The organism is Actinoallomurus oryzae, assembly GCF_039541955.1.
Classification (GTDB): domain Bacteria; phylum Actinomycetota; class Actinomycetes; order Streptosporangiales; family Streptosporangiaceae; genus Actinoallomurus; species Actinoallomurus oryzae.
The window spans coordinates 104,272-125,613 of record NZ_BAABHF010000049.1 but is presented as its reverse complement, the minus strand read 5'-3'; the positions used below and the strand labels follow the sequence as shown (position 1 = coordinate 125,613).

The window sequence follows — 21,342 nt, the reverse complement described above, 5'->3', positions numbered from 1 at the left end:
GCGACATCCCCCCGGTAGGACCCGCCGCCGAGCGCGATTCGCCGGAGCGACCCTGGCCGTGCGCCGGGCGGGCGCGCGGCCAGGGGACGCCTCGTCAGTCGGCGGAGATCTCGCGCCCGTCCTCCGACCACAGCGTGTGGAAGACGCCGTCGCGGTCGACGCGGCGGTAGGTGTGGGCGCCGAAGAAGTCGCGCAGGCCCTGGATCAGCGACGCGGGCCCGCGTTCGCGGCGGAAGCCGTCGTAGTAGGCCAGCGACGCCGAGAAGGCCGGTGTCGGGACGCCGAGGTCGGCCGCGGTGCGCACGACCTTGCGCCAGGCGTCCTGTGCGCCCGCGACCGCGTCGCGGAAGTAGTCGTCGAGCAGGAGGTTGGGCAGCTCCGGGCTGCGTTCGTACGCCTCCTTGATGCGGTCGAGGAAGCGCGCCCGGATGATGCAGCCGCCGCGCCAGATGGTGGCGAGCGTGCCGGGGTCGATGTTCCAGTCGTACTCGTCGGAGGCCGCGCGCATCTGCTCGAAGCCCTGGGCGTACGCGACCACCTTGGAGGCGTACAGCGCGTCGCGCACGGCGTCCACGAAGCCGTCCGGGGTCGAGCCGCCGGACGGGCCGGGCAGGACGCCGGCGGCGCGTGTGCGCTGCTCCTTGCGGGCCGACAGCGCGCGGGCGTACACGGCTTCGGTGATCGCGGTGACCGGCACGCCGAGCTCCAGCGCCGACTGGGCGGTCCAGCGGCCGGTGCCCTTCTGCTCGGCCTCGTCGAGGATCACGTCGACGAGCGGGCGGCCCGTCGTGGCGTCGGTGTGCCCGAGCACCGTGGCGGTCGTCTCGATGAGGAACGACTCCAGGTCGCCCTCGTTCCACTGCGCGAACGTCTGCCCGATCTCGGGCGCGGACATCCCGGCCGCGCTCGTGAGCAGGTCGTACGCCTCGGCGATGAGCTGCATGTCGGCGTACTCGATGCCGTTGTGCGCCATCTTGACGTAGTGGCCCGCGCCATCGGGACCGATGTGGGCGGCGCACGGCGTGCCGTCCACCTGCGCCGCGATCGTGGTGAGGATCTCCGCGACCGGGGCGTACGCGTCGTCGGGGCCGCCGGGCATGATGCTCGGGCCGTTCAGCGCGCCCTCCTCACCGCCGGAGACGCCGGTGCCGAGGAAGTGCAGGCCGCGCTCGGCCAGCGCCTTCTCACGCCGCCGCGTGTCCTCGAAGTGAGAGTTGCCGCCGTCGATCAGAATGTCGCCCCTGTCGAGCAGGGGCACCAGCTCGTCGATCACCGCGTCGACGGGCCCGCCCGCCTTCACCATGATCACGATCCGGCGCGGCCGGTCGAGCGAGGACACGAAGTCCTCCAGCGAGGTCGCCGGCGTGAAGTCGCCTTCGTTCCCATAGCGCTCGATCAGCTGTTTCGTCCGGCTCTCACTGCGGTTGTGCACGGCCACCGGGAATCCGTGGCGCGCGATGTTGCGCGCGAGGTTCTGTCCCATGACGGCGAGGCCGGTGACACCGATCTGACTTCCCACATCATCACCCCGTCGCCCAGGTTAACCCGCTCCGGTCCGGCCCAAACCGGCCGGGCGTCCGGTGCCCGCCTCGGCGGCAGCAGAAAGTCCGATCTTTTGGGCGAATAACGGTTGACGTACCGGCGATATTCGACAGTCTTCTTCCTCGTGGATGATCTTTCGCTGGTGCGCGACCACACGGTGCTGTCCGTCGTGGTCGGCTCCCGCGCCTACGGTCTCGCCACGGAGGCCAGCGACGTCGACCGGCGCGGCGTGTACGCGGCGCCGACGCCGCTGTTCTGGGGCTTCACCAAGCCGCCGACGCACGTGGACGAGCCGGACGCCGAGCGCTTCTCCTGGGAGCTGGAGCGCTTCCTCGGGCTCGCGCTGGCGGCCAACCCGACCGCGCTGGAGTGTCTCTGGTCGCCCCTCGTGGAGAAGGTCACCGATCGGGGAGAGGAACTGCTCGCGCTGCGCGAGGCCTTCCTGTCCCGCCGGGCGCACACGACGTTCCTGCGGTACGCCGACAGCCAGTTCCGCAAGCTCACCGGCGACCTGCGCACCCGTGGCGAGCCCCGCTGGAAGCATGTGATGCACATGCTGCGCCTGCTGATCAGCGGACGGCATCTCCTGTCGTACGGGGAGCCGCTCGTCGGTGTGCGGGAACACCGCGAACGGCTGCTCGCGGTGCGCCGGGGCGAGGTGCCGTGGGCGGAGATCGAGGACTGGCGGGAGTCGCTGACCCGCGACCTGGACACCGCCGTGGAGCGCAGCGCGCTGCCCGCCGAGCCGGACCGGGCGCGGGTGGAGGAGTTCCTGGTGTCGGTACGGCGGAGGGACGCGCGATGACCCGTACGCTGCCGCCCTGGCTCGGCGAGGTGACCGGCGACGTCGTGTTCGCGACCGTCAGCGGCGCCCACCTGTACGGGTTCCCGTCCGTCGACTCCGACGTCGACCTGCGCGGCGTCCACCTGATGCCGATCGAGGACGTCGTCGGCCTGCGGACCGGGGACGAGACCGTCGACCGCACCTGGACGCGCGACGGCGTGGAGGTCGACCTCGTCACCCACGACCTGGCCAAGTTCGCCCGCCTGCTGCTGCGCCGCAACGGCTACGTTCTGGAACAGCTCCTCTCGCCGCTCGTCGTCGCGTCCTCACCGCTGCACGAGGAGATGGTCGCGCTCGCGCCGGAGTGCCTGACGCGTCACCACGCGCACCACTACCTCGGCTTCGCGCGCACCCAGTGGGGGTTCTTCGAGCGCACCGGAGAGCTCAAGCCGCTGCTCTACACGTTCCGCGTGCTGTCGACCGGCATCCACCTCATGCGGACGGGCGAGGTCGTCGCCGATCTGACCGCCCTCGGCCACGGGCCGGCGTATCTGCCGGAGCTCATCGCGGCCAAGCGGGAGGCCGAGCACGGCACGCCGCCCGCGGACGCGCCGGGCCGCGAACGCCTCGCCGCCGACGTCGCGGCGATGACGGCGCGGCTGGAGGAGGAGCGGGACCACTCGGCGCTGCCCGAACGCCCCTCCGCCGAGCCGGCGCTGCACGACCTGGTCGTGCGCGCACGTCTCGGCGGCTCGCATGTCAATTCTCGGTAGAAAAGGGTAGATCGGTACGTCGTGGACACCCCTCGTCTGCTCAAGAACCGGTATCGGCTCGGCAGGGTCATCGGGCGTGGCGGGATGGGCGTGGTCTGGCTCGCCACCGACGAGGTGCTCGACCGCAGGGTCGCGGTGAAGGAGGTCGCCTTCCCGCCGGGGCTGTCGGAGGAGGAGCAGGAGACGCTGCGCCGCCGTACGCTCCGCGAGGCGCGGACCAACGCGCGGCTCAACCATCCCAACGTCGTCGGCCTGTACGACATCGTCGAGGACGAGGACCGGCCGTGGATCGTGATGGAGTACGTCCCGTCGCGGTCGCTCGCCGAGACCGTACGCGCCGACGGCCCCTTCAGCCCGGAGCGCACCGCCGCGATCGGCCTGCAGCTGCTCGGCGGCCTGCGGGCCGCCCACGCGGCGGGCGTCCTGCACCGCGACGTGAAGCCGAGCAACGTCCTGCTCGCCGAGGACGGCCGGGTGGTGCTGGGCGACTTCGGGATCGCCACCGCCAAGGGCGGCTCGACCGTCACCTCTTCGGGGGTCCTGATCGGCTCGCCGTCGTACATGGCGCCCGAGCGGGCACGCGGGCACACGGCGGGACCGGAGTCGGACCTGTGGTCACTCGGAGGCACGCTGTACACGGCCGTGGAGGGCCGCCCGCCGTTCGACCGCGACAGCGCGGTGGCCACCCTGGCCGCGCTCGTCATGGACGACCCGGACGAACCCGAACGCGCGGGCCCGCTGTGGCCCCTGATCCGCGCCCTGCTCCAGCGCGACCCGTCGGCGCGCCCGTCGGTGGAGACGGTGGCGGCCGGTCTGCGCGAGATCGCCGAGGGCGCCACGGAGCCGGCCGAGGCGCCGCCCGCCGACCCCGCGGACGCCGGGGCGGACGTGGATGCCGCGGCGCCACCGACCGGCGAGGCCGCCCGCGTGGCGTCGGACGGATCCGCGGAACCGGCCACCGCCGACACGGCGACCGCCCTCACGGCGACGGCCGGAACAGCGACGGCCGGAACAGCGACGGCCGGAACAGCGACGGCCGGGTCGGGCGGCACCGTCCCGGCCACCGGCGACCGGTCCCGGCGCGCGCTCGCCGGCATGATGGTCGCCGCCGCAGTGGTCGCCGTGACACTGCTGGCCTGGGCCGCCGTCGGCGTGTTCGGCGGCGGGAACGCCCACGAGCGCCGGTCCGCGAACCACGCGGGCACGACCCCGGGCCACGCGCCGGCCGGCGCGTCCTCGACCGGGTCGCCGCCGGCGTCACCGTCCGCGACGACCGCCTCCCCGACGACGTCGCCGACGGCCGCCGCGCCGCCGGACGGCTACCACTGGCACCACGACCGCACCGGTTTCTCCATCGCCGTACCGGACGGGTGGTCGGCCACCCATCACGGTCACTACCTGTACGTCGAGGACCCGCACAGCCCGCGGCTCCTCATCGTCGACCAGTCGGACCATCCCAAGTCCGACCCGCTGGCCGACTGGAGGAAACAGGAGGCCGCCCGGCGCGGCGGCTTCTCGGACTACCACCGGGTCCGTCTTGAGTCGGTCGACTACCCGCAGGCCCGAAAGGCCGCCGACTGGGAGTTCACCTATCGGGGCTCCAGCGGCCGTACGCACGTGCTCAACCGGAACATTCTGGCCAACAGCAAGCACGCCTACGCCCTGTACTGGCAGGTTCCGGACAGCCGATGGAAGGCGAGCAAGCCCATCTTCGCGGCCTTCGCCACGACGTTCCGTCCCGCCAAGGCCTGATGCCCCGCGTCCCCGTCGCCCGGCCTTTGTGCGAAATTAATGGACTAACCAGTACGAATCGGCAGCACGTTAGTGATTCGACCGGAGTTACCCACGCGTAACCTACTGGTGAGTTACTTGGCGGTGACGGGCGCTGTTAATTTGCGGCCACTTCCCCGTAGCAGAGCGAGGAGAGTCCCGTGCGTCGCATCATCCCCCGTCTCCGTGCCCCCGCCCACTCCCCGTCTCCGGAGGACTCCGCCGCCGCCCGGCGAAGGCCGGGCGGCACGAGGGCATCGGCCGTCATCGCCGCCGTCGCGGCATGCGTCGGCCTGACCGCCGCACCCGCACCCGCGTCCGCCGCCGTCGTGTCCCCCGACGAGGTGTCCCGTGGAGTGACCATCCCGGCCTTCTACGACCCGCCCGCGACGCTGCCGTCCGCCAACGGCGCGCTGGTCCGTACCGAGCCTCTGCCGCTCGGATTGAGCCTGCCGGGCCTGGACGGCCGTCCGCTGCCGGGCACGGCGACCCGGCTGATGTACAAGTCCACCGACTCGAACGGGCAGCCGGTCGCGGTGACCGGCGCCTACATCGAACCCTCGGCCGCCTGGCACGGCGGGGGCTCCCGGCCGCTCGTGGCGTTCGCCTCGGGCACCATGGGCCAGGGCGACCAGTGCTCGGCCTCGATGGCGCTGCAGTACCCGCTGACCCTGACCGGCCAGACACTGTCGATCGGCTATGACGACCTCGCCATCTACCGGCTGCTCTCCGCCGGTGCGGCGGTCGTCGTCACCGACTACGTCGGCCTGGGCGCGACCGACCGGCTCCACACCTACGTCAACCGCGTCGACCAGGGGCACGCCCTGCTGGACGCGGCCCGCGCGGCGCACGCCGTGCCGGGAGCGTCGATCGCCGGCGACTCGCGCGTCGGCCTGTACGGCTACAGCCAGGGCGGTGGCGCCGGCGCCGCAGCCGCCGAGCTGCAGCCGTCGTACGCGCCCGACGTGAAGGTGGCCGGCACCTACGCCGGCGCGCCACCCGCCGACCTGACCTCGGTCATGAAGGGCATCGACGGCAGCGCCCTCGCCGGTGCGCTCGGCTGGTCGATCAACGGCTTCACCCAGTCCGACCCGGCCCTCAAGGCCATTCTCGACGCCAACACCAACGCCGCCGGCAAGGCCGCGCTGCAGGACCTGTCGACGATGTGCATCGGAGAGGCGATCCTCACCTACGGCTTCGCCACGAGCACCACGTGGACCAGCAGCGGCGAGTCCCTCGCCGCCGTCATCGCCGCCAACCCCGCGGCGCAGGCCACGCTCGACGCGCAGCGCATCGGCACGCTCAAGCCCGCCGGCCCCGTACGGCTCGCCACCGGGACCGAGGACGACATCGTCCCGCACGCCCAGGCCCGGCAGCTGGCCGTGGACTGGTGCCGGAAGGGCGGCAACGTCACCTATCGGCCCATCGTTCTGCCGAACCTCGGCGACAAGATCCTCACCAACCACCTGACGCCGCTGCTCACCGACCAGGCCGACGCGATCTCCTGGCTGACCGACCGCCTGTCGGGCAAGGCGGCCATCTCCAACTGCTGGACCATGCCCGTCCAGCCCTGACGAACCACCCGCGCCCCCGGACCGCCCGGCCCGGGGGGCGGGAGGCGTTCTCGTGAAGTGGCGGCGACCACCGCCGAGGAGACCGATTTCGATCACTTAGCGTGACCGTTGCTGGGGTACCTTCGCCGGTCCGGATCGCCTTCGGCGGCCGGCCGCCGAGAGGCCATTTCTGTCTTACGTTGTCATCCCGTACGGCCTGCGAAAACGTCGCCATCCTTGGCCTGTCCTGGGCACCCTTGGACGGCCATCGCTAAGGGCGACGCGGCGACCCCGGACCGTAATGTGACGATCAGATTTCGATGTCGTAACCGTCCCATGTCTCCGCCTTTCGGGCCCTATACGTGGCAGCTCACGAGGAATACGTTGTGCGGCCAAACAAACTGTTCCTTGGGGAGCTCGGAGAAGGTGTCGACGTGAGACTGAAGCGCACGGCGTGTATCGCGGCGATCGCTGCCATGGCCACCGCGGGCCTCGCGGCCTGTGGTAACGGAGATGACAACAACAGCAAGGGCGACGGTGGTTCCGGCGGCGGCAAGATCAAGGGCAAGGTCGGGATCATCCTTCCCGACACGAAGTCCTCGGTCCGCTGGGAGAGCTTCGACCGTCCGGTCCTGACCCAGGCGTTCAAGCAGGCCGGTATCCCCGCCGACATCCAGAACGCCGAGGGCGACAAGCAGCGGATGCAGACCATCGCCGACCAGATGATCACGAGTGGTGTGACCATCCTGGCGATCGTCAACCTCGACTCCGCCTCCGGGGCCGCCATCGAGAGCAAGGCCAAGCAGCAGGGTGTCCAGACGATCGATTACGACCGCCTGACGCTCGGCGGCTCCGCGGACTACTACGTGTCCTTCGACGGCACGCAGGTCGGCCGGGTCCAGGGCCAGGGCCTGCAGAAGTGCCTGGGTGACAAGAAGTCGAACATCGTCTACCTCGACGGCTCCCCGACCGACAACAACGCCACCCTCTTCAAGAACGGTGCGCACGAGGTCCTCGACAAGGTGACCAACTACACCAAGGTCGCCGAGCAGGCCGTGCCCGACTGGGACAACCAGCAGGCCGCGACGATCTTCGAGCAGATGTACACCCAGCAGAAGGGCAAGATCGACGGCGTGCTCGCCGCGAACGACGGCCTGGGCCAGGCGGCCATCTCGATCCTCAAGAAGAACAGCGTGGCCGGCAAGGTTCCCGTCACCGGCCAGGACGCCACGCCACAGGGTCTGCAGAACATCCTCGACGGCACCCAGTGCATGACCGTCTACAAGCCGAACAAGCAGGAGGCCGACGCCCTCGTCAACGTCGTGACGGCGCTGGCCAAGGGCCAGAAGCCGCAGACGAACGGCACGTCCGACGACCCGACCGGCAAGCGGCAGGTGCCCTCGATCCTGCTCCAGCCGATCGGCATCTTCAAGGACAACGTCAAGCAGGTCGTCACCGACGGTGGCGTCAAGGCCACCGAACTGTGCAAGGGCGCCTACGCCGCCAAGTGCAAGGCGGCCGGCATCCAGTGACCGCCGAGGGCGCCCGCGCCAGCGGGCGCCCCGCTCGCCGCTCTAGGGGGAATGGGAACCTTGTCCGATAACGAGCCCCCCACGCTCGAGCTCGTGGGGATCAACAAAAGCTTCGGAGCCATCCATGTGCTCCACGACGTCAACCTGGCTGTGCGTCCCGGCCAGGTGACCGCGCTGGTCGGTGACAACGGCGCGGGCAAGTCGACCTTGATCAAGTGCATCGCCGGCATCCACCCGGTCGACTCGGGCAGCATCCTGTTCGAGGGCCGCCAGGTCAGCATCAACAGCCCGAAGGACGCCGCCGCGCTCGGCATCGAGGTCGTCTACCAGGACCTCGCGTTGGCCGACAACCTGGACATCGCGCAGAACATGTTCCTCGGGCGTGAGCGGACGAAGGGCGTCGTCCTGGATGAGGCGTCGATGGAGCAGGCCGCCCGCGAGACCCTGGCGAGGTTGTCCGTTCGCACCGTCAAGTCGGTCCGCCAGCAGGTGGCCAGCCTGTCCGGTGGTCAGCGGCAGACCGTGGCGATAGCCAAGGCGGTGCTGTGGGACTCGAAGGTCGTGATCCTCGACGAGCCGACCGCCGCGCTGGGCGTCGCGCAGACGCGCCAGGTCCTCGACCTGGTCCGCCGTCTCGCGGAGACCGGCCACGGGGTGCTGCTGATCTCGCACAACATGAACGACGTGTTCGAGGTCGCCGACCGGATCACGGCCCTCTTCCTGGGCCGGGTCGCCGCCGATGTCAAGCGCGCCGACGTCACCCACAGCCAGGTGGTCGAGCTCATCACCAGTGGCCGTTCGGGTGATCTTGGTCTTGCGTCCTCGACCGCCGCCGAAAGCATCTGAGGTTCACGATGTCTACCGAAACACCCGAGCCGGTCGACACGGTCCCCGGCACGGCGACCGTCGCCGGCTCCGACTTCTCCAACGACACCCGCACGCAGTCGGTGTCGGAGGCCATCCGCGACTACGGCGTCACCCTGCGCTCCGGCGATCTCGGTGCGCTGCCGGCGCTCTTCGGGCTGCTCGCGCTGGTCATCCTGTTCTGGGTGCTGAGCCCGGATCTGTTCCTCAGCAAGGCCAACATTGCGAACCTGCTGGTTCAGGCGCTTCCAGTGTCGATCCTCGCGATGGGCCTGGTGTTCGTGCTGCTGCTCGGTGAGATCGACCTCTCCGCCGGCGTGGCCAGTGGCGCCTGCGCTGCCGTCATGGGCCGGCTGCTCGTGGATGCGGGCTGGGGCTGGGAGATCTCCGTCCTCTTCGCGGTGATCGTCGGTGTCGCGATAGGCGCGTTCATCGGCATCCTCGTGGCGTTCATGCGCATCCCGTCCTTCGTCGTGACGCTCGCGCTGTTTCTCGGCCTGCAGGGCATCGCACTCCGGTTGATCGGTGAGGGCGGAACGGTCCCGATCCACGACAAGTTCATTATCGCGTTGGCCAACGAGCAGATGCCGATCTGGCTTGGCTGGACGTGTGCGGGCGCGACCACCGCCGGCTACGCGATCGTCCAGCTGCTCCGCTGGCAACGGCAGAACGCGCGGAAGCTGGCACGCCGCCCCTTCCCTCTGGTGGTCGGCCAGATCATCTTCGTCGCCGTGATGATCCTCGGCGGCACCTACTTCCTGAGTCTTGACCGGGCCGCCAACCCGAATGTCTTCTTCGGCGGCGTACCGTGGGGAGTGCCGCTCGTCGGGGCGTTGCTGATCATTTGCTCGTTCGTGCTGGGCCGGACAAAGTACGGGCGGCACATCTACGCGGTCGGCGGCAACTCCGAGGCGGCGCGCCGCGCGGGCATTCGGGTGGGCTCGGTCCGCATGTCCGTCTTCATGATCTGCTCGGTGCTGGCGGCGTTCAGCGGGATCATCGCCGCCTCCCGGCTCAACTCCGTGACCCCGGACGCCGGCGCGGGCAATACGCTGCTCTATGCGGTGGGTGCCGCCGTCATCGGGGGCACCAGCCTGTTCGGTGGCCGGGGGAAGATCCGGGACGGGATCCTGGGCGGGGTCGTCATCGCGACGATCATCAACGGCCTGCTGCTGCTGCACAAGCCCGCGTACTGGAACTACATCATCACGGGTGGCTTCTTGCTTTTCGCCGCGAGCATCGACGCGCTGGCCCGGCGTCGCCGCTCCGCGTCCGGCCGCTGAACCCCGGAAGCGATCCCGTGACGCGTCGACGCATCCGCGGGTCGACCCAGGACGACGTACGCCGGCACAACCTCGGCACGATCCTCACCGAGGTGCACCGGCACGGTCACCGGTCGCGCGCACTGCTCACCGCGGAGATGGGGCTGAACCGGAGCACCATCGGCGACCTGGTCGCCGAGCTGACGGAGGCCGGGCTCGTCCTGCAGCGCTCAGCGAGCGCCCAGGGACGGGCCGGCCGCCCGTCGCTGGAGGTGGTGCCCTCTCCGGAGGGCGTGTACGTCCTGGCGGTCGACCTGGGCGTACGGCACCTGGTCGTGGCGAGGGTCGGGCTCGGCGGTGACGTGCTCGACCGCGTCGACGTGGAGCCCGAGCGCGACTGGAGCGACCTGGACGTCACCGTCGACGCGATCGCGGGCACGTGTGACCGGTTGCGCCGGGCGGCCCCGTCCGGCGCCCGGTGCGTGGGGGTCGGGCTGTCCGTGCCGGGCGTGGTCCGGCACGAGGACGGCCTGCTCCGGTTCGCGCCGAACCTCGGCTGGACCGACGTGCCGTTCGGCGCCCGGCTGGGGGAGCGGCTGGACCTGCCGGCCGTGATCGCCAACGACGCCGACCTGGGCGCCCTCGCCGAGCACTGGCGCGGCGTGGCGGCCGGGTACGAGCACGTCGTCGTGATGTCCGGCGAGATCGGCATCGGCGGCGGCATCCTCGTCGGCGGGCGCCCCCTGCGCGGCCGAGGCGGGTACGCGGGAGAGATCGGCCATCTCCGGGTGAACCCCGACGGCCGGCCCTGCCGATGCGGCGCGACCGGATGCCTGGAGACCGAGGTCGGCGCGGACGCGCTGCTGCGGGAGGCGGGCCGGGAGCCGGGCAGCGGCATGGACGCCTACCGCGACGTGCTGGCCAGAGCCGCCGCGGGGGAGCGTGAGTACATGGACGCCGCCGCCCGCGTCGCGCGCTGGCTCGGCGTCGGCGTCGGCATGCTCGTGAACACCTTCAACCCCGACATCGTCATCCTCGGCGGCCCGCTCGGCGAGCTGTACGAGGCGACCGCGGAGATCGTGGCGGACGCGGCCTCGCGGTCCTCGCTCGTGGCGCCGCGCGAGCAGGTGCGCCTGGCCGCCTCGGCGCTGGGCCCCGACGCCCAGATCGTCGGCGCCGCCGAACTGGCCTTCGAGCCCCTCCTCGAGGACCCGATCGGTACGCTCTCCCGTCATGCCGCCTGAGCCTCCGCCCATCCCATACGAGCCGGCGGGGCCGGACCCGAGGACCGGTCTCGTGGGCCTGCTCGACGGGCTCCGCCCCGCCGACGGCATCGAGGCCGCGCACCGCCGGTACGCACGGGACTGGGCGGTCGGCGGCGCCCCGCTCTACCGGGTCCGCAAGCCGGACGTGCCGGCCGTCCACCTGGTCGCGTACTTCACCGTCGTCGACCCGCGTACGGGCCGTCTCCTGCTGACCGACCACCGGGGCGCGGGACTGCGGCTGCCGCCGGGCGGGCATGTCGAGCCGGCCGACCGCGATCCGTGGGCGACGGTCGTCCGAGAGTGCCGGGAGGAGCTGTTCGCCGAGGCGATCCCGCTGGAGCCCACCGGCCGGACGCCGTTCTTCGTCTCCGTGGCACGAACCCGCGGCGCCGGCAGCCACACGGACGTCTCTCTCTGGTACGCCGTCCAGGCGGGAGCCGAGGAGATCACCCGTTATGACACGCGCGAGTTCGCCGGGATCGGCTGGGTGCCGCCGGGGGACGCTCGCGCCCTGGCGCCGGACACCACCGACCCGAACCTCGACCGCGCCGTCCGCAGGCTCACCACCCTTCTGGAGGCCTGATCGTCCCGGGGTCCGTCTCACAGCGGGGCTTCGAGGCAGACCCTAACGCCGGGCGCTCAGGTGGCGGCGGGCGTGGCGGACTCCCCTGACCGCGACCGCTCCCCTGACCGCGACCGCGAGCCACAGGCAGGCCAGCAGGGGGAGGAGCACCCACCAGCCGCCGGTGACGGCGGCGACGATCAGGGCGACGAGCAGCAGCGGGCCGAAGGGCCGGCCGCGCGGCGGCCCCCAGCCGCTCCAGGCGGGCCCCCACCCGCCGTACGCCGCCCACCCCTGCCGCGCCCGGGCCGGTCCCCGGCGGCTCACCGGAAGCCCGGCGCCCACCGCCCAGGGGACGTCCTCCTCATCATCATCGGAGGTCCGGGCGAGATGTCCCCGGCCGTGCGGGCCCCCGCCGCCGCGCGGCCACGGTGCCATGAGCGGGCCCCGGCCCCAGTACGCCGTGCCCATCTCCCACGGTCCCCGGCCGCGCGGTCCCGCGGGGCGTTCGGTGGCGGCCAGGGCGCCGGGCAGGTCGCGGGTGATCTCCCGCAGGTCGCCGACGGTCCGGGCGGACAGGGCCGCGGTCAGGCGTTCGTCCAGTTCCTCGCGGGTGAGCCGGCCCTGCGCGAAGTGCTCGTGCAGGGCCGTGGTCACCTCGTCGCGTTCCGCGTCACCGACGCGGAGCTGCTCGGCGCTCATCTCGTCTCGAGCCTCACTCGTCGTCGGCGAGCAGCCGGTACAGCCGGCGCCGCGTCTCGGTCAGGATCTGCCTGGCCTCGGCCACCTGGTTCTCGTCGCCGGTGTGGACGATCTGCATGACGGCCGAGCCGGTCTTGGCGGCGGTCGTGAGCAGGTCGCGCACGTCGTCGCGCACGTCGGAGGTCATCGCCTCCCAGGGGGCGTTCACCTCGTCCGGGTGGGCCTCCACGTACGCCCGTCCGCCGTCGGACAGGCGGAACACGCGGCGGCCCTCCTGCTCCTCGGCCTCGATCAGCCCCTCGTCGGTGAGCTGCTGGAGCGCGGGGTAGACGGCGCCGGGGCTCGGCCGCCACTCGCCGCCGCTGCGCTCCTCGATCTCCTGGATGAGCTGGTAGCCGTTGCGGGGCTCCTCGGCGAGCAGCGCCAGGATCGCCGCCCGCACGTTTCCGCGCCGTGCCTTGCCTCGGCGGTCCGCCCAGGGCGGGGGACCGCCGAACGGACCACCGAACCGGCCGAACGGACCGGGGAAACCGCCTCGCCGGTCGAAGCCGCCGCGGCGGCCGCCCCGCTGTCTGCGTGATGCGTCGAATGTCGCGTGCATGATTCTGCACTCCCTTCTGAGATCGCTCTTCGACCTCTCTCGATACGCTAACGATATATCGAAAGAGTTCGTTGTCAACACCCTACGGCAGGTACCTCGATGTCGAGATACCTGTGGTACCTTGACGTCGAGAGAAAATCGCACGGGAAGTTAGGTGAGCCTCAGTTCTCGCCGTCGTGCCCCGTTGCGGCAAAATTCGGGACGTAGACCACCGCCCCGCGCTCGCCACAAGGGGGGATCCCGCGGCGAGCGCGCATGAGGAGGAGACGACTTGGACACCTTCGGCAGCCGACAGACGCTTCGTGTCGGCGACGCGTCCTATGAGATTTTCCGGCTGGATGCCGTCGAGGGTTCGGCGCGCCTCCCGTACAGCCTGAAGGTCCTGCTGGAAAACCTCCTGCGCACCGAGGACGGCGCGAACATCACCGCGGACCAGATCCGCGCCGTCGCCGGCTGGGACCCGAACGCCCAGCCGAACCAGGAGATCCAGTTCACGCCCGCCCGCGTGATCATGCAGGACTTCACCGGTGTGCCCTGCGTCGTGGACCTCGCCACGATGCGCGAGGCCGTACGCGACCTCGGCGGCGACCCGGAGAAGATCAACCCGCTCAACCCGGCCGAGATGGTCATCGACCACTCCGTGCAGGTCGACGTGTTCGGCCGCGAGGACGCCTTCGAGCGCAACGTGGAGTTCGAGTACGGCCGCAACCGCGAGCGCTACCAGTTCCTCAAGTGGGGCCAGCAGGGCTTCGACAACTTCAAGGTCGTGCCGCCCGGCACCGGCATCGTGCACCAGGTCAACATCGAGCACCTGGCCCGCGTCGTCTTCGACAACGAGGGCAGTGATGGAAAACGCCGTGCGTACCCCGACACCTGTGTCGGCACCGACTCCCACACGACGATGCAGAACGGCCTCGGCGTCCTCGGCTGGGGCGTGGGCGGCATCGAGGCCGAGGCGGCCATGCTCGGCCAGCCGATCTCGATGCTCATCCCGCGCGTCGTCGGCTTCAAGCTCACCGGCGAGCTGCCCGCCGGCACCACCGCCACCGACCTCGTGCTCACGATCACCGAGATGCTGCGCAAGCACGGCGTCGTCGGCAAGTTCGTGGAGTTCTACGGCGACGGCGTCGGCGCGGTGCCGCTGGCCAACCGCGCGACCATCGGCAACATGAGCCCCGAGTTCGGCTCGACCTGCGCGATCTTCCCGATCGACGGTGAGACCGTGAAGTACCTCGAGCTCACCGGGCGCCCGGCCGAGCAGGTCGCGCTCGTCGAGGCGTACGCCAAGGAGCAGGGCCTGTGGCACGACCCGGCCCGTGAGGCGGAGTACTCCGAATACCTCGAGCTGGACCTGTCCACGGTCGTCCCGTCCATCGCCGGCCCCAAGCGCCCGCAGGACCGCATCGCGCTGTCCGACGCCAAGCAGGCCTGGCGCACCGCGGTCCGCGACTACGTCGCCGACGACAGCATCCGGGGCCCGCTGGACGAGGCGTCCGCCGAGTCGTTCCCGGCCTCCGACTCCCCGGCCATCGCCCAGAACGGCAACGGCGACAAGCCCGTCGAGAGCGCGGCCGACTCCGCCGCGGGCCGGCCGAGCAACCCGGTCACGGTCAGCGTCGACGGCAACGAGTTCGAGCTGGACCACGGCGCGGTGGTGATCGCCGCGATCACCTCCTGCACCAACACCTCCAACCCGTCGGTCATGATCGGCGCCGCGCTGCTCGCCAAGAAGGCGGTCGAGCGCGGCCTGTCCCGCAAGCCGTGGGTGAAGACCTCGCTCGCCCCGGGCTCGAAGGTCGTCATGGACTACTACGACCGCGCGGGCCTCACGCCGTACCTGGAGAAGCTCGGCTTCAACCTCGTCGGCTACGGCTGCACGACGTGCATCGGCAACTCCGGCCCGCTGCCGGAGGAGATCAGCGCCGCGGTGAACGAGGGTGACCTGGCCGTCACCTCGGTGCTCTCGGGCAACCGCAACTTCGAGGGCCGCATCAACCCCGACGTCAAGATGAACTACCTCGCCTCACCGCCGCTCGTCGTCGCCTACGCCCTCGCCGGCTCCATGGACGTCGACATCGCGAACGGCCCAATCGGCACCGGGTCCGACGGTGAGCCGGTGTACCTGAAGGACATCTGGCCCTCGCCGCAGGAGGTCGAGGAGGTCGTCGAGTCGGCGATCGCGCAGGAGATGTTCAGCCGCGACTACGCCGACGTGTTCGCCGGCGGGCAGCGCTGGCAGGCCCTGTCGGCGCCGGGCGGCACCACCTTCGAGTGGGACCCCGACTCGACGTACGTGCGCAAGGCGCCGTACTTCGACGGCATGGGGGAGCAGCCGGAGCCGGTCGCCGACATCACCGGCGCCAAGGTCCTCGCGCTGCTCGGCGACTCGGTCACCACCGACCACATCTCACCCGCCGGCGCGATCAAGGCCGACAGCCCGGCCGGCCGCTACCTCACCGAGCACGGCGTCGAGCGCCGCGACTTCAACTCCTACGGCTCGCGCCGCGGCAACCACGAGGTGATGATCCGCGGCACCTTCGCCAACATCCGCCTGCGCAACCTGCTCGCCCCCGGCACCGAGGGCGGGGTCACCGTCAAGGACGGCGAGGAGATGTCGATCTACGACGCCGCGCAGGCGTACGCCGTGGAGGGCACGCCGCTGATCGTGCTCGGCGGCAAGGAGTACGGCTCCGGCTCCTCGCGCGACTGGGCGGCCAAGGGCACCAGCCTGCTCGGTGTCCGCGCGGTGCTGGCCGAGTCGTTCGAGCGCATCCACCGCTCGAACCTCATCGGCATGGGCGTCCTGCCGCTGCAGTTCCGCGACGGCGAGACGGTCGAGTCCCTGGGCCTGACCGGCAAGGAGACCTACGACATCGTCGGCGTCGAGCGCCTGAACGACGGCGAGACGCCTCGCGAGGTCACCGTGAAGGCCGGCGACAAGGAGTTCCAGGCGGTCGTCCGCATCGACACCCCGGGAGAGGCCGACTACTACCGCCACGGCGGGATCATGCAGTACGTCCTGCGCTCCCTGCTGCGCAAGTAGGAAGGACGGCACGCGGTCACGGGCGGGCGTCCAGGGGCTCGCAGTCCAGGGTGACGCACGTGCGACGGGCCGCCTCCGCGCGAGGCGGCCCCTAGCGTGCGCACGGTAAAACCGTCACTACCGTGAGTAATATATGATCCATGGTCAGGTCACCGCGCCGCGCGCCCGCCGGGATACCGTTCGTCAATGACGTCTCGACCGACCGCCGCCGAGCTCGCGGCCGCGAAGGACCGCACGATCCCCGACGTCGTGCCGCCCCGCGGCGGCGTGCTGCTCTGCGGCATCAACCCCGGGCTCTACTCCGCCGCGACCGGGTTCCACTTCGCCCGGCCGGGCAACCGGTTCTGGCCGGCGCTGCACCGCTCCGGCTTCACCGACCGGCTCCTGGCGCCGCCCGAGCAGCACCTGCTGCCCTCCTACGGCCTGGGCATCACCAATCTCGCCGCGCGGGCCACCGCGCAGGCGGCCGAGCTGACGGCGGACGAGCTGGCCGAGGGCGGGGCGCTGCTCGAGGCGTTCGCGGAGCGTCATGCGCCGCGGGCGGTGGCGATCCTCGGCGTGACCGCCTACCGCACGGCCTTCGGCGACCGGTCGGCCCGCATCGGCCCGCAGAGCCGTACGCTCGGCGGTGCGCGCCTGTGGATCCTGCCCAACCCGTCCGGGCTGAACGCCCACTACACCGTCGACACCCTCGCCGCGGAGTTTCGCACCCTGCGCACGGCGGCCGCCGACGAGCCGGTCACCACGTGATGGCGGGCGGCAGTAGCGACGGGTGCGCGGCGGGCCAGTCCGCCGGAGCGCCGAGCGGCGCGAGCCGTTCCATCTGCGAGCGGAACCACGGGGAGGCCGACGGGTGACCGGCGAGAGCCACGCAGGCGTCCCAGTCGCGCCAGTCGGCCGCCTCGACCTCGTCCGGGTGCGGCCGCAGCTCGCCGGTCGCGGTCGCGCGGACCACCGGGCACAGCTCGTTCTCGACGAGGCCGTTCGCCGCCGTCGCGCGGTAGCGAAACTCCGGCAGCACGAGCGTGAGCGCCTCGGCCTGCAGGCCCAGCTCGGTCGCCACGCGCCGGCGCACCGCCTCGCGGAGGCTCTCGCCGGGCGCCGGGTGGCCGCAGCAGCTGTTGGTCCACACCGAGGGGAACGACGTCTTGTCGTGCGCCCGCTGAGTGATCAGGACTCGCCCCGCGCCGTCCGTGAGATAACAGGAGAAGGCCAGGTGCAGGGGCGTGCTCTCGTGGTGGCTGGGCGCCTTGGGCGCCGTGCCGGCCGCCCGCCCCTCGGCGTCGAGCAGCACGATCAGTTCGTCTGTCGTCACTCTCTGTTCGCTCATCCCGTTCTTTATATCCGATCGTTACGGCGCGCTACACGAACTTCGCCCGGGACCGCCCGCGTCCCACCGGTTGGCAGCACCATTAAAATCGGCATCCGCAGAAACACGAGGAGATGACCCGGGTGACCCTACTTGAGTCGATTGAACGGCCCGAAGACCTCAAGCGCCTGGAGCCGGAACAGCTCGCCCAGCTCGCAGGCGAGATCCGTGACGTCCTCGTCTCCGTCGTGTCGACGAACGGCGGTCACCTCGGGCCCAACCTCGGGGCGGTGGAGCTGACCATCGCCCTGCACCGGGTCTTCGACTCGCCGCGCGACCGGATCCTCTTCGACACCGGCCACCAGGCGTACGTCCACAAGCTGCTCACCGGACGCCACGACTTCGACGGCCTGCGCCGGCGCGGCGGCCTGTCCGGCTACCCGAGCCAGGCCGAGTCCGAGCACGACGTCATCGAGAACTCCCACGCCTCGACCGCCCTGTCCTACGCCGACGGCATCGCCAAGGCGTTCCAGCTGCGCGGCGAGGGCGACCGGTTCGTGGTGCCGTTCATCGGCGACGGCGCGCTCACCGGCGGCATGGCCTGGGAGGCGCTCAACAACATCGCCGCGGGCAAGGACCGGCGGGTCGTCATCGTCGTCAACGACAACGGCCGCTCCTACTCCCCGACCATCGGCGGCCTGGCGAGCCACCTCGCCGACCTGCGCATGACCCGCGGCTACGAGCACGCGCTCGACCTGATCAAGCGCACCGTGCCGAAGGCCCCGGTCGTGGGCGGCATGGCGTACGACGCCCTGCACGGCATCAAGAAGGGCATCAAGGACATCCTGCAGCCGCAGGCGATGTTCGAGGACCTCGGCCTGAAATACGTCGGGCCGATCGACGGCCACGACGAGGCCGCCGTCGAGCACGCGCTCCGCAAGGCCAAGGCGTTCGGCGGCCCGGTCATCGTGCACTGCATCACGCGCAAGGGCTACGGCTACGCGCCCGCCGAGAACGACGACGAGGAGCACTTCCACTCTCCGGGGCTGTTCGACCCGGCCACCGGCCGCAAGCTCGCCAAGAGCGGCGGCCCGAGCTGGACCAAGGTCTTCAGCGACGAGATGGTCCGGCTCGGCGCGGAGCGGCCCGACATCGTCGCCATCACCGCGGCGATGCTGCACCCGACCGGCCTGGCGGCCTTCGCCGAGGTCTACCCCGAGCGCACCTACGACGTCGGCATCGCCGAGCAGCACGCCGTGACCTCGGCGGCGGGTCTGGCGTTCGGCGGCATGCACCCGGTCGTCGCGGTGTACTCCACGTTCCTCAACCGGGCCTTCGACCAGCTGCTGATGGACGTCGCGCTGCACAGGCTGCCCGTCACCGTCGTGCTCGACCGCGCGGGCGTCACCGGCGACGACGGGCCGAGCCACAACGGCATGTGGGACATGTCGATCCTGCAGGTCGTGCCGGGCCTGCGGATCGCCGCTCCGCGCGACGGCGCCCGGCTCACCGAGCAGCTCCGTGAGGCGGTCGAGGTCACCGACGGCCCGACGGTCGTGCGCTTCCCCAAGGGCCCCGCCGGCGACGACGTCCCGGCGATCGAGCGCACCGGCGGCGTCGACGTGCTGTCGCGTTCGGAGGACAGCGACGTGCTGCTGGTGGCCGTCGGCGCCATGGCGGGCACCGCCGTGGAGGCGGCCAAGCTGATCGGCGCGCACGGCATCGGGGTGACGGTCGTCGACCCCCGCTGGGTCAAGCCGCTCGACGAGAAGCTCGTCGGCCTGGCCGCCGAACACCGCCTCGTCGCGGTCGTCGAGGACAACGTCCGGGTCGGCGGGGTCGGTGACGCGGTGGCGCGGCTGCTCCGCGACGGCGACGTCGACGTGCCGGTTCGCACGTTCGGCATCCCGCAGCGGTTCCTCGACCACGCCAAGCGCGCGCAGATCCTCACCGACATCGGCCTGACCCCCCAGGGGCTGGCCCGCGACATCACCGCCGCCATCGCCCGCGACTCGGTCCTCGAACCCACCGAGTGACGACCGCCGTCGGCCCGCCGGCTCCGGCCGGGCGGGTCGGCGGTTCGGCGGCTCCGGCCGGGCGGTTCGGCGGCCTTCTCCGGCTCCTGAGGCACTCGGAACACGCCGTGACCAGCGAACTCGGGCGGGAAGACCCGCTCCACGGCGTTTCGCGGCGGTTCTCGTGGTGATCAAACGGTCACCCTTCGAACGAGGACTGTGATGAGTGTTCTCCGTACCAAGTCGGTGGAACGATCCATCCGCGAGACCGACGAGCCGGAATCCCGGCTCCGCCGGGAACTGAGCGCGCTCGACCTCACCGTCTTCGGCGTCGGCGTCATCGTCGGTACCGGCATCTTCGTGCTCACCGGCAAAGTGGCCAAGGAGAACGCCGGGCCGGCCGTGGCGCTGTCGTTCGTGGCGGCCGGCATCGCCTGCGCGCTCGCCGCGCTCTGCTACGCGGAGTTCGCCTCCACCGTCCCGGTGGCCGGCTCGGCGTACACCTTCTCCTACGCCACCATCGGCGAGCTGCCCGCCTGGATCATCGGCTGGGACCTCATGCTCGAACTGGCGCTCGGCGCGGCGACCGTCGCGGTGGGCTGGTCGGGTTATGCCGAGATCCTTCTCGACGACATGGGCCTCCACCTGCCCGCCTCGCTGGTGGGGGAGAAGGCGGCGTTCAACGTGCCCGCGATGCTCATCGTGCTGGCCGTCACCGCGCTGCTCGTCCTCGGCGTGAAGATCTCCTCGCGCGTCAACGCCGTCATCGTCGCCGTCAAGATCGCCGTGGTCCTGCTCGTCATCGTCGCGGGCCTGTTCTTCGTCAAGGGCGTGAACTACCACCCGTTCGTGCCGAAGGCGACGGCCACGCCCGAGGTGCACGGCGGCAAGGCGCCGCTGATCCAGGTGCTCTTCGGCTACACCCCGTCGACGTACGGGTGGGCGGGCGTCTTCGCCGGGGCCGCGATCGTCTTCTTCGCCTTCATCGGCTTCGACGTGGTCGCCACCGCCGCCGAGGAGACCAAGAGGCCCAAGCGTGACCTGCCGATCGGCATCATCGCCTCCCTGCTGGTCTGCACCGCCCTGTACGTCGCGGTCTCGCTGGTCGTCACCGGCATGCGGGACTACCGCCACCTGAGCGTCGACGCGCCGCTGGCCCAGGCGTTCAAGGACGTCGGGCACCCGGCGTTCGCCACCGTCGTCAGCGTCGGCGCCCTGGCCGGGCTCACCACGGTCGTGCTCATCCTCATGCTGGGCCAGAGCCGGGTGTTCTTCGCGATGAGCCGGGACGGCCTCCTGCCGCCGTGGCTGGGGAAGGTCCACCCCCGGTACGGCACCCCGTACCGGATCACGATCGTCATCGGGGTCGTCGTGGCCCTCATCGCCGGCCTCGTCCCGCTCTCGGCGCTCGCCGAACTGGTGAACATCGGCACGCTGTTCGCCTTCGTGGTGGTCGCGATCGGCGTGGTGATCCTGCGGCGCACCCATCCGGACCTGCCGCGTTCCTTCCGCGTGCCCGCCTCGCCGGTGCTGCCCTTCCTCGCCGTCGTGGCCTGCGGTTACCTCATGCTCAACCTGCCGGTCGAGACCTGGCTGCGGTTCTTGGTCTGGATGGTCGTCGGCTTCGGCGTGTACTTCCTGTACGGCCGTGGCCACAGCCGGGTGGGCGAGCCGGCCGGGCGGACGGAGGTGACAAGGGGCTGATGGCACCGGACATGGGAATCCGGCCGTGATCTGGGAACAATGTCGGCGTGGCGGACGCATC

At 71.1% G+C, this 21,342-nt stretch carries 17 protein-coding genes; 13 read left to right on the top strand and 4 right to left on the bottom strand.

Annotated features, from left to right (window positions below; genetic code table 11):
- Positions 1 to 94 precede the first annotated feature (94 nt).
- Positions 95 to 1,519: an NADP-dependent phosphogluconate dehydrogenase gene (gndA, locus tag ABEA10_RS41410; RefSeq protein WP_345473605.1), complete on the bottom strand. Its 1,425-nt coding sequence runs from the start codon at positions 1,517 to 1,519 to the stop codon at positions 95 to 97.
- Positions 1,520 to 1,666: 147 nt separating this feature from the next.
- Between gndA and ABEA10_RS41405 the strand changes: the two genes are divergently transcribed.
- From ABEA10_RS41405 to ABEA10_RS41365, 9 genes are all read left to right on the top strand, one after another.
- Positions 1,667 to 2,347: a nucleotidyltransferase domain-containing protein gene (locus ABEA10_RS41405; protein WP_345473603.1), complete on the top strand. Its 681-nt coding sequence runs from the start codon at positions 1,667 to 1,669 to the stop codon at positions 2,345 to 2,347.
- Positions 2,344 to 3,099: a nucleotidyltransferase domain-containing protein gene (locus tag ABEA10_RS41400; protein ID WP_345473601.1), complete on the top strand. Its 756-nt coding sequence runs from the start codon at positions 2,344 to 2,346 to the stop codon at positions 3,097 to 3,099. The genes ABEA10_RS41405 and ABEA10_RS41400 overlap by 4 nt, the downstream gene beginning before the upstream one ends.
- A gap of 21 nt (positions 3,100 to 3,120) precedes the next feature.
- The gene (locus ABEA10_RS41395) at positions 3,121 to 4,851 is read left to right on the top strand and encodes a serine/threonine-protein kinase (protein WP_345473599.1); all 1,731 of its coding nucleotides are present in this window, start codon (positions 3,121 to 3,123) and stop codon (positions 4,849 to 4,851) included.
- A gap of 179 nt (positions 4,852 to 5,030) precedes the next feature.
- Complete coding sequence (locus ABEA10_RS41390) at positions 5,031 to 6,443, top strand: lipase family protein (protein WP_345473597.1); 1,413 nt, start codon at positions 5,031 to 5,033, stop codon at positions 6,441 to 6,443.
- Between the two features lie 413 nt (positions 6,444 to 6,856).
- Positions 6,857 to 7,954, top strand: a complete 1,098-nt coding sequence (locus ABEA10_RS41385; RefSeq protein ID WP_345473595.1) for a sugar ABC transporter substrate-binding protein — start codon at positions 6,857 to 6,859, stop codon at positions 7,952 to 7,954.
- A 51-nt stretch (positions 7,955 to 8,005) separates the two neighbouring features.
- On the top strand, positions 8,006 to 8,800 hold the full coding sequence (locus ABEA10_RS41380) for an ATP-binding cassette domain-containing protein (RefSeq protein WP_345473593.1): 795 nt from the start codon (positions 8,006 to 8,008) through the stop codon (positions 8,798 to 8,800).
- A gap of 101 nt (positions 8,801 to 8,901) precedes the next feature.
- Entirely contained in the window at positions 8,902 to 10,101 is a 1,200-nt protein-coding gene (locus tag ABEA10_RS41375) for a sugar ABC transporter permease (RefSeq protein ID WP_345473591.1), read from the top strand.
- Positions 10,102 to 10,118: 17 nt separating this feature from the next.
- The gene (locus ABEA10_RS41370; protein WP_345473590.1) at positions 10,119 to 11,324 is read left to right on the top strand and encodes an ROK family transcriptional regulator; all 1,206 of its coding nucleotides are present in this window, start codon (positions 10,119 to 10,121) and stop codon (positions 11,322 to 11,324) included.
- The gene (locus tag ABEA10_RS41365) at positions 11,314 to 11,928 is read left to right on the top strand and encodes an NUDIX domain-containing protein (RefSeq protein WP_345473588.1); all 615 of its coding nucleotides are present in this window, start codon (positions 11,314 to 11,316) and stop codon (positions 11,926 to 11,928) included. Before ABEA10_RS41370 ends, ABEA10_RS41365 begins: the two co-directional genes overlap by 11 nt.
- Before the next feature lie 42 nt (positions 11,929 to 11,970).
- Here the strand turns inward: ABEA10_RS41365 and ABEA10_RS41360 are convergent, their stop codons facing one another.
- Both ABEA10_RS41360 and ABEA10_RS41355 read right to left on the bottom strand, forming a co-directional pair.
- Positions 11,971 to 12,609 (bottom strand): DUF1707 SHOCT-like domain-containing protein, encoded by a 639-nt coding sequence (locus tag ABEA10_RS41360; RefSeq protein WP_345473586.1) that lies wholly within the window; start codon positions 12,607 to 12,609, stop codon positions 11,971 to 11,973.
- Between the two features lie 13 nt (positions 12,610 to 12,622).
- Positions 12,623 to 13,210, bottom strand: coding sequence for a PadR family transcriptional regulator (locus ABEA10_RS41355; protein WP_345473584.1), 588 nt, complete (start codon positions 13,208 to 13,210; stop codon positions 12,623 to 12,625).
- A 271-nt stretch (positions 13,211 to 13,481) separates the two neighbouring features.
- Here ABEA10_RS41355 and ABEA10_RS41350 point away from each other — a divergent pair, with 271 nt between their 5' ends.
- Positions 13,482 to 16,253, top strand: a complete 2,772-nt coding sequence (locus tag ABEA10_RS41350; protein WP_345473582.1) for an aconitate hydratase — start codon at positions 13,482 to 13,484, stop codon at positions 16,251 to 16,253.
- Between the two features lie 186 nt (positions 16,254 to 16,439).
- Positions 16,440 to 17,003: a G/U mismatch-specific DNA glycosylase gene (gene mug, locus ABEA10_RS41345; protein WP_345473580.1), complete on the top strand. Its 564-nt coding sequence runs from the start codon at positions 16,440 to 16,442 to the stop codon at positions 17,001 to 17,003.
- Here the strand turns inward: mug and idi are convergent.
- Entirely contained in the window at positions 16,993 to 17,583 is a 591-nt protein-coding gene (gene idi / locus ABEA10_RS41340; protein ID WP_345473578.1) for an isopentenyl-diphosphate Delta-isomerase, read from the bottom strand. The two genes, mug and idi, sit on opposite strands and share 11 nt — an antisense overlap.
- A 122-nt stretch (positions 17,584 to 17,705) precedes the next feature.
- On the opposite strand from idi, the gene dxs reads away from it, so the two are divergent.
- Together dxs and ABEA10_RS41330 are read left to right on the top strand one after the other, a co-directional pair.
- Positions 17,706 to 19,598, top strand: coding sequence for a 1-deoxy-D-xylulose-5-phosphate synthase (gene dxs, locus ABEA10_RS41335; protein ID WP_345473575.1), 1,893 nt, complete (start codon positions 17,706 to 17,708; stop codon positions 19,596 to 19,598).
- A 201-nt stretch (positions 19,599 to 19,799) separates the two neighbouring features.
- On the top strand, positions 19,800 to 21,281 hold the full coding sequence (locus ABEA10_RS41330) for an amino acid permease (RefSeq protein ID WP_345473573.1): 1,482 nt from the start codon (positions 19,800 to 19,802) through the stop codon (positions 21,279 to 21,281).
- Positions 21,282 to 21,342 lie beyond the last annotated feature (61 nt).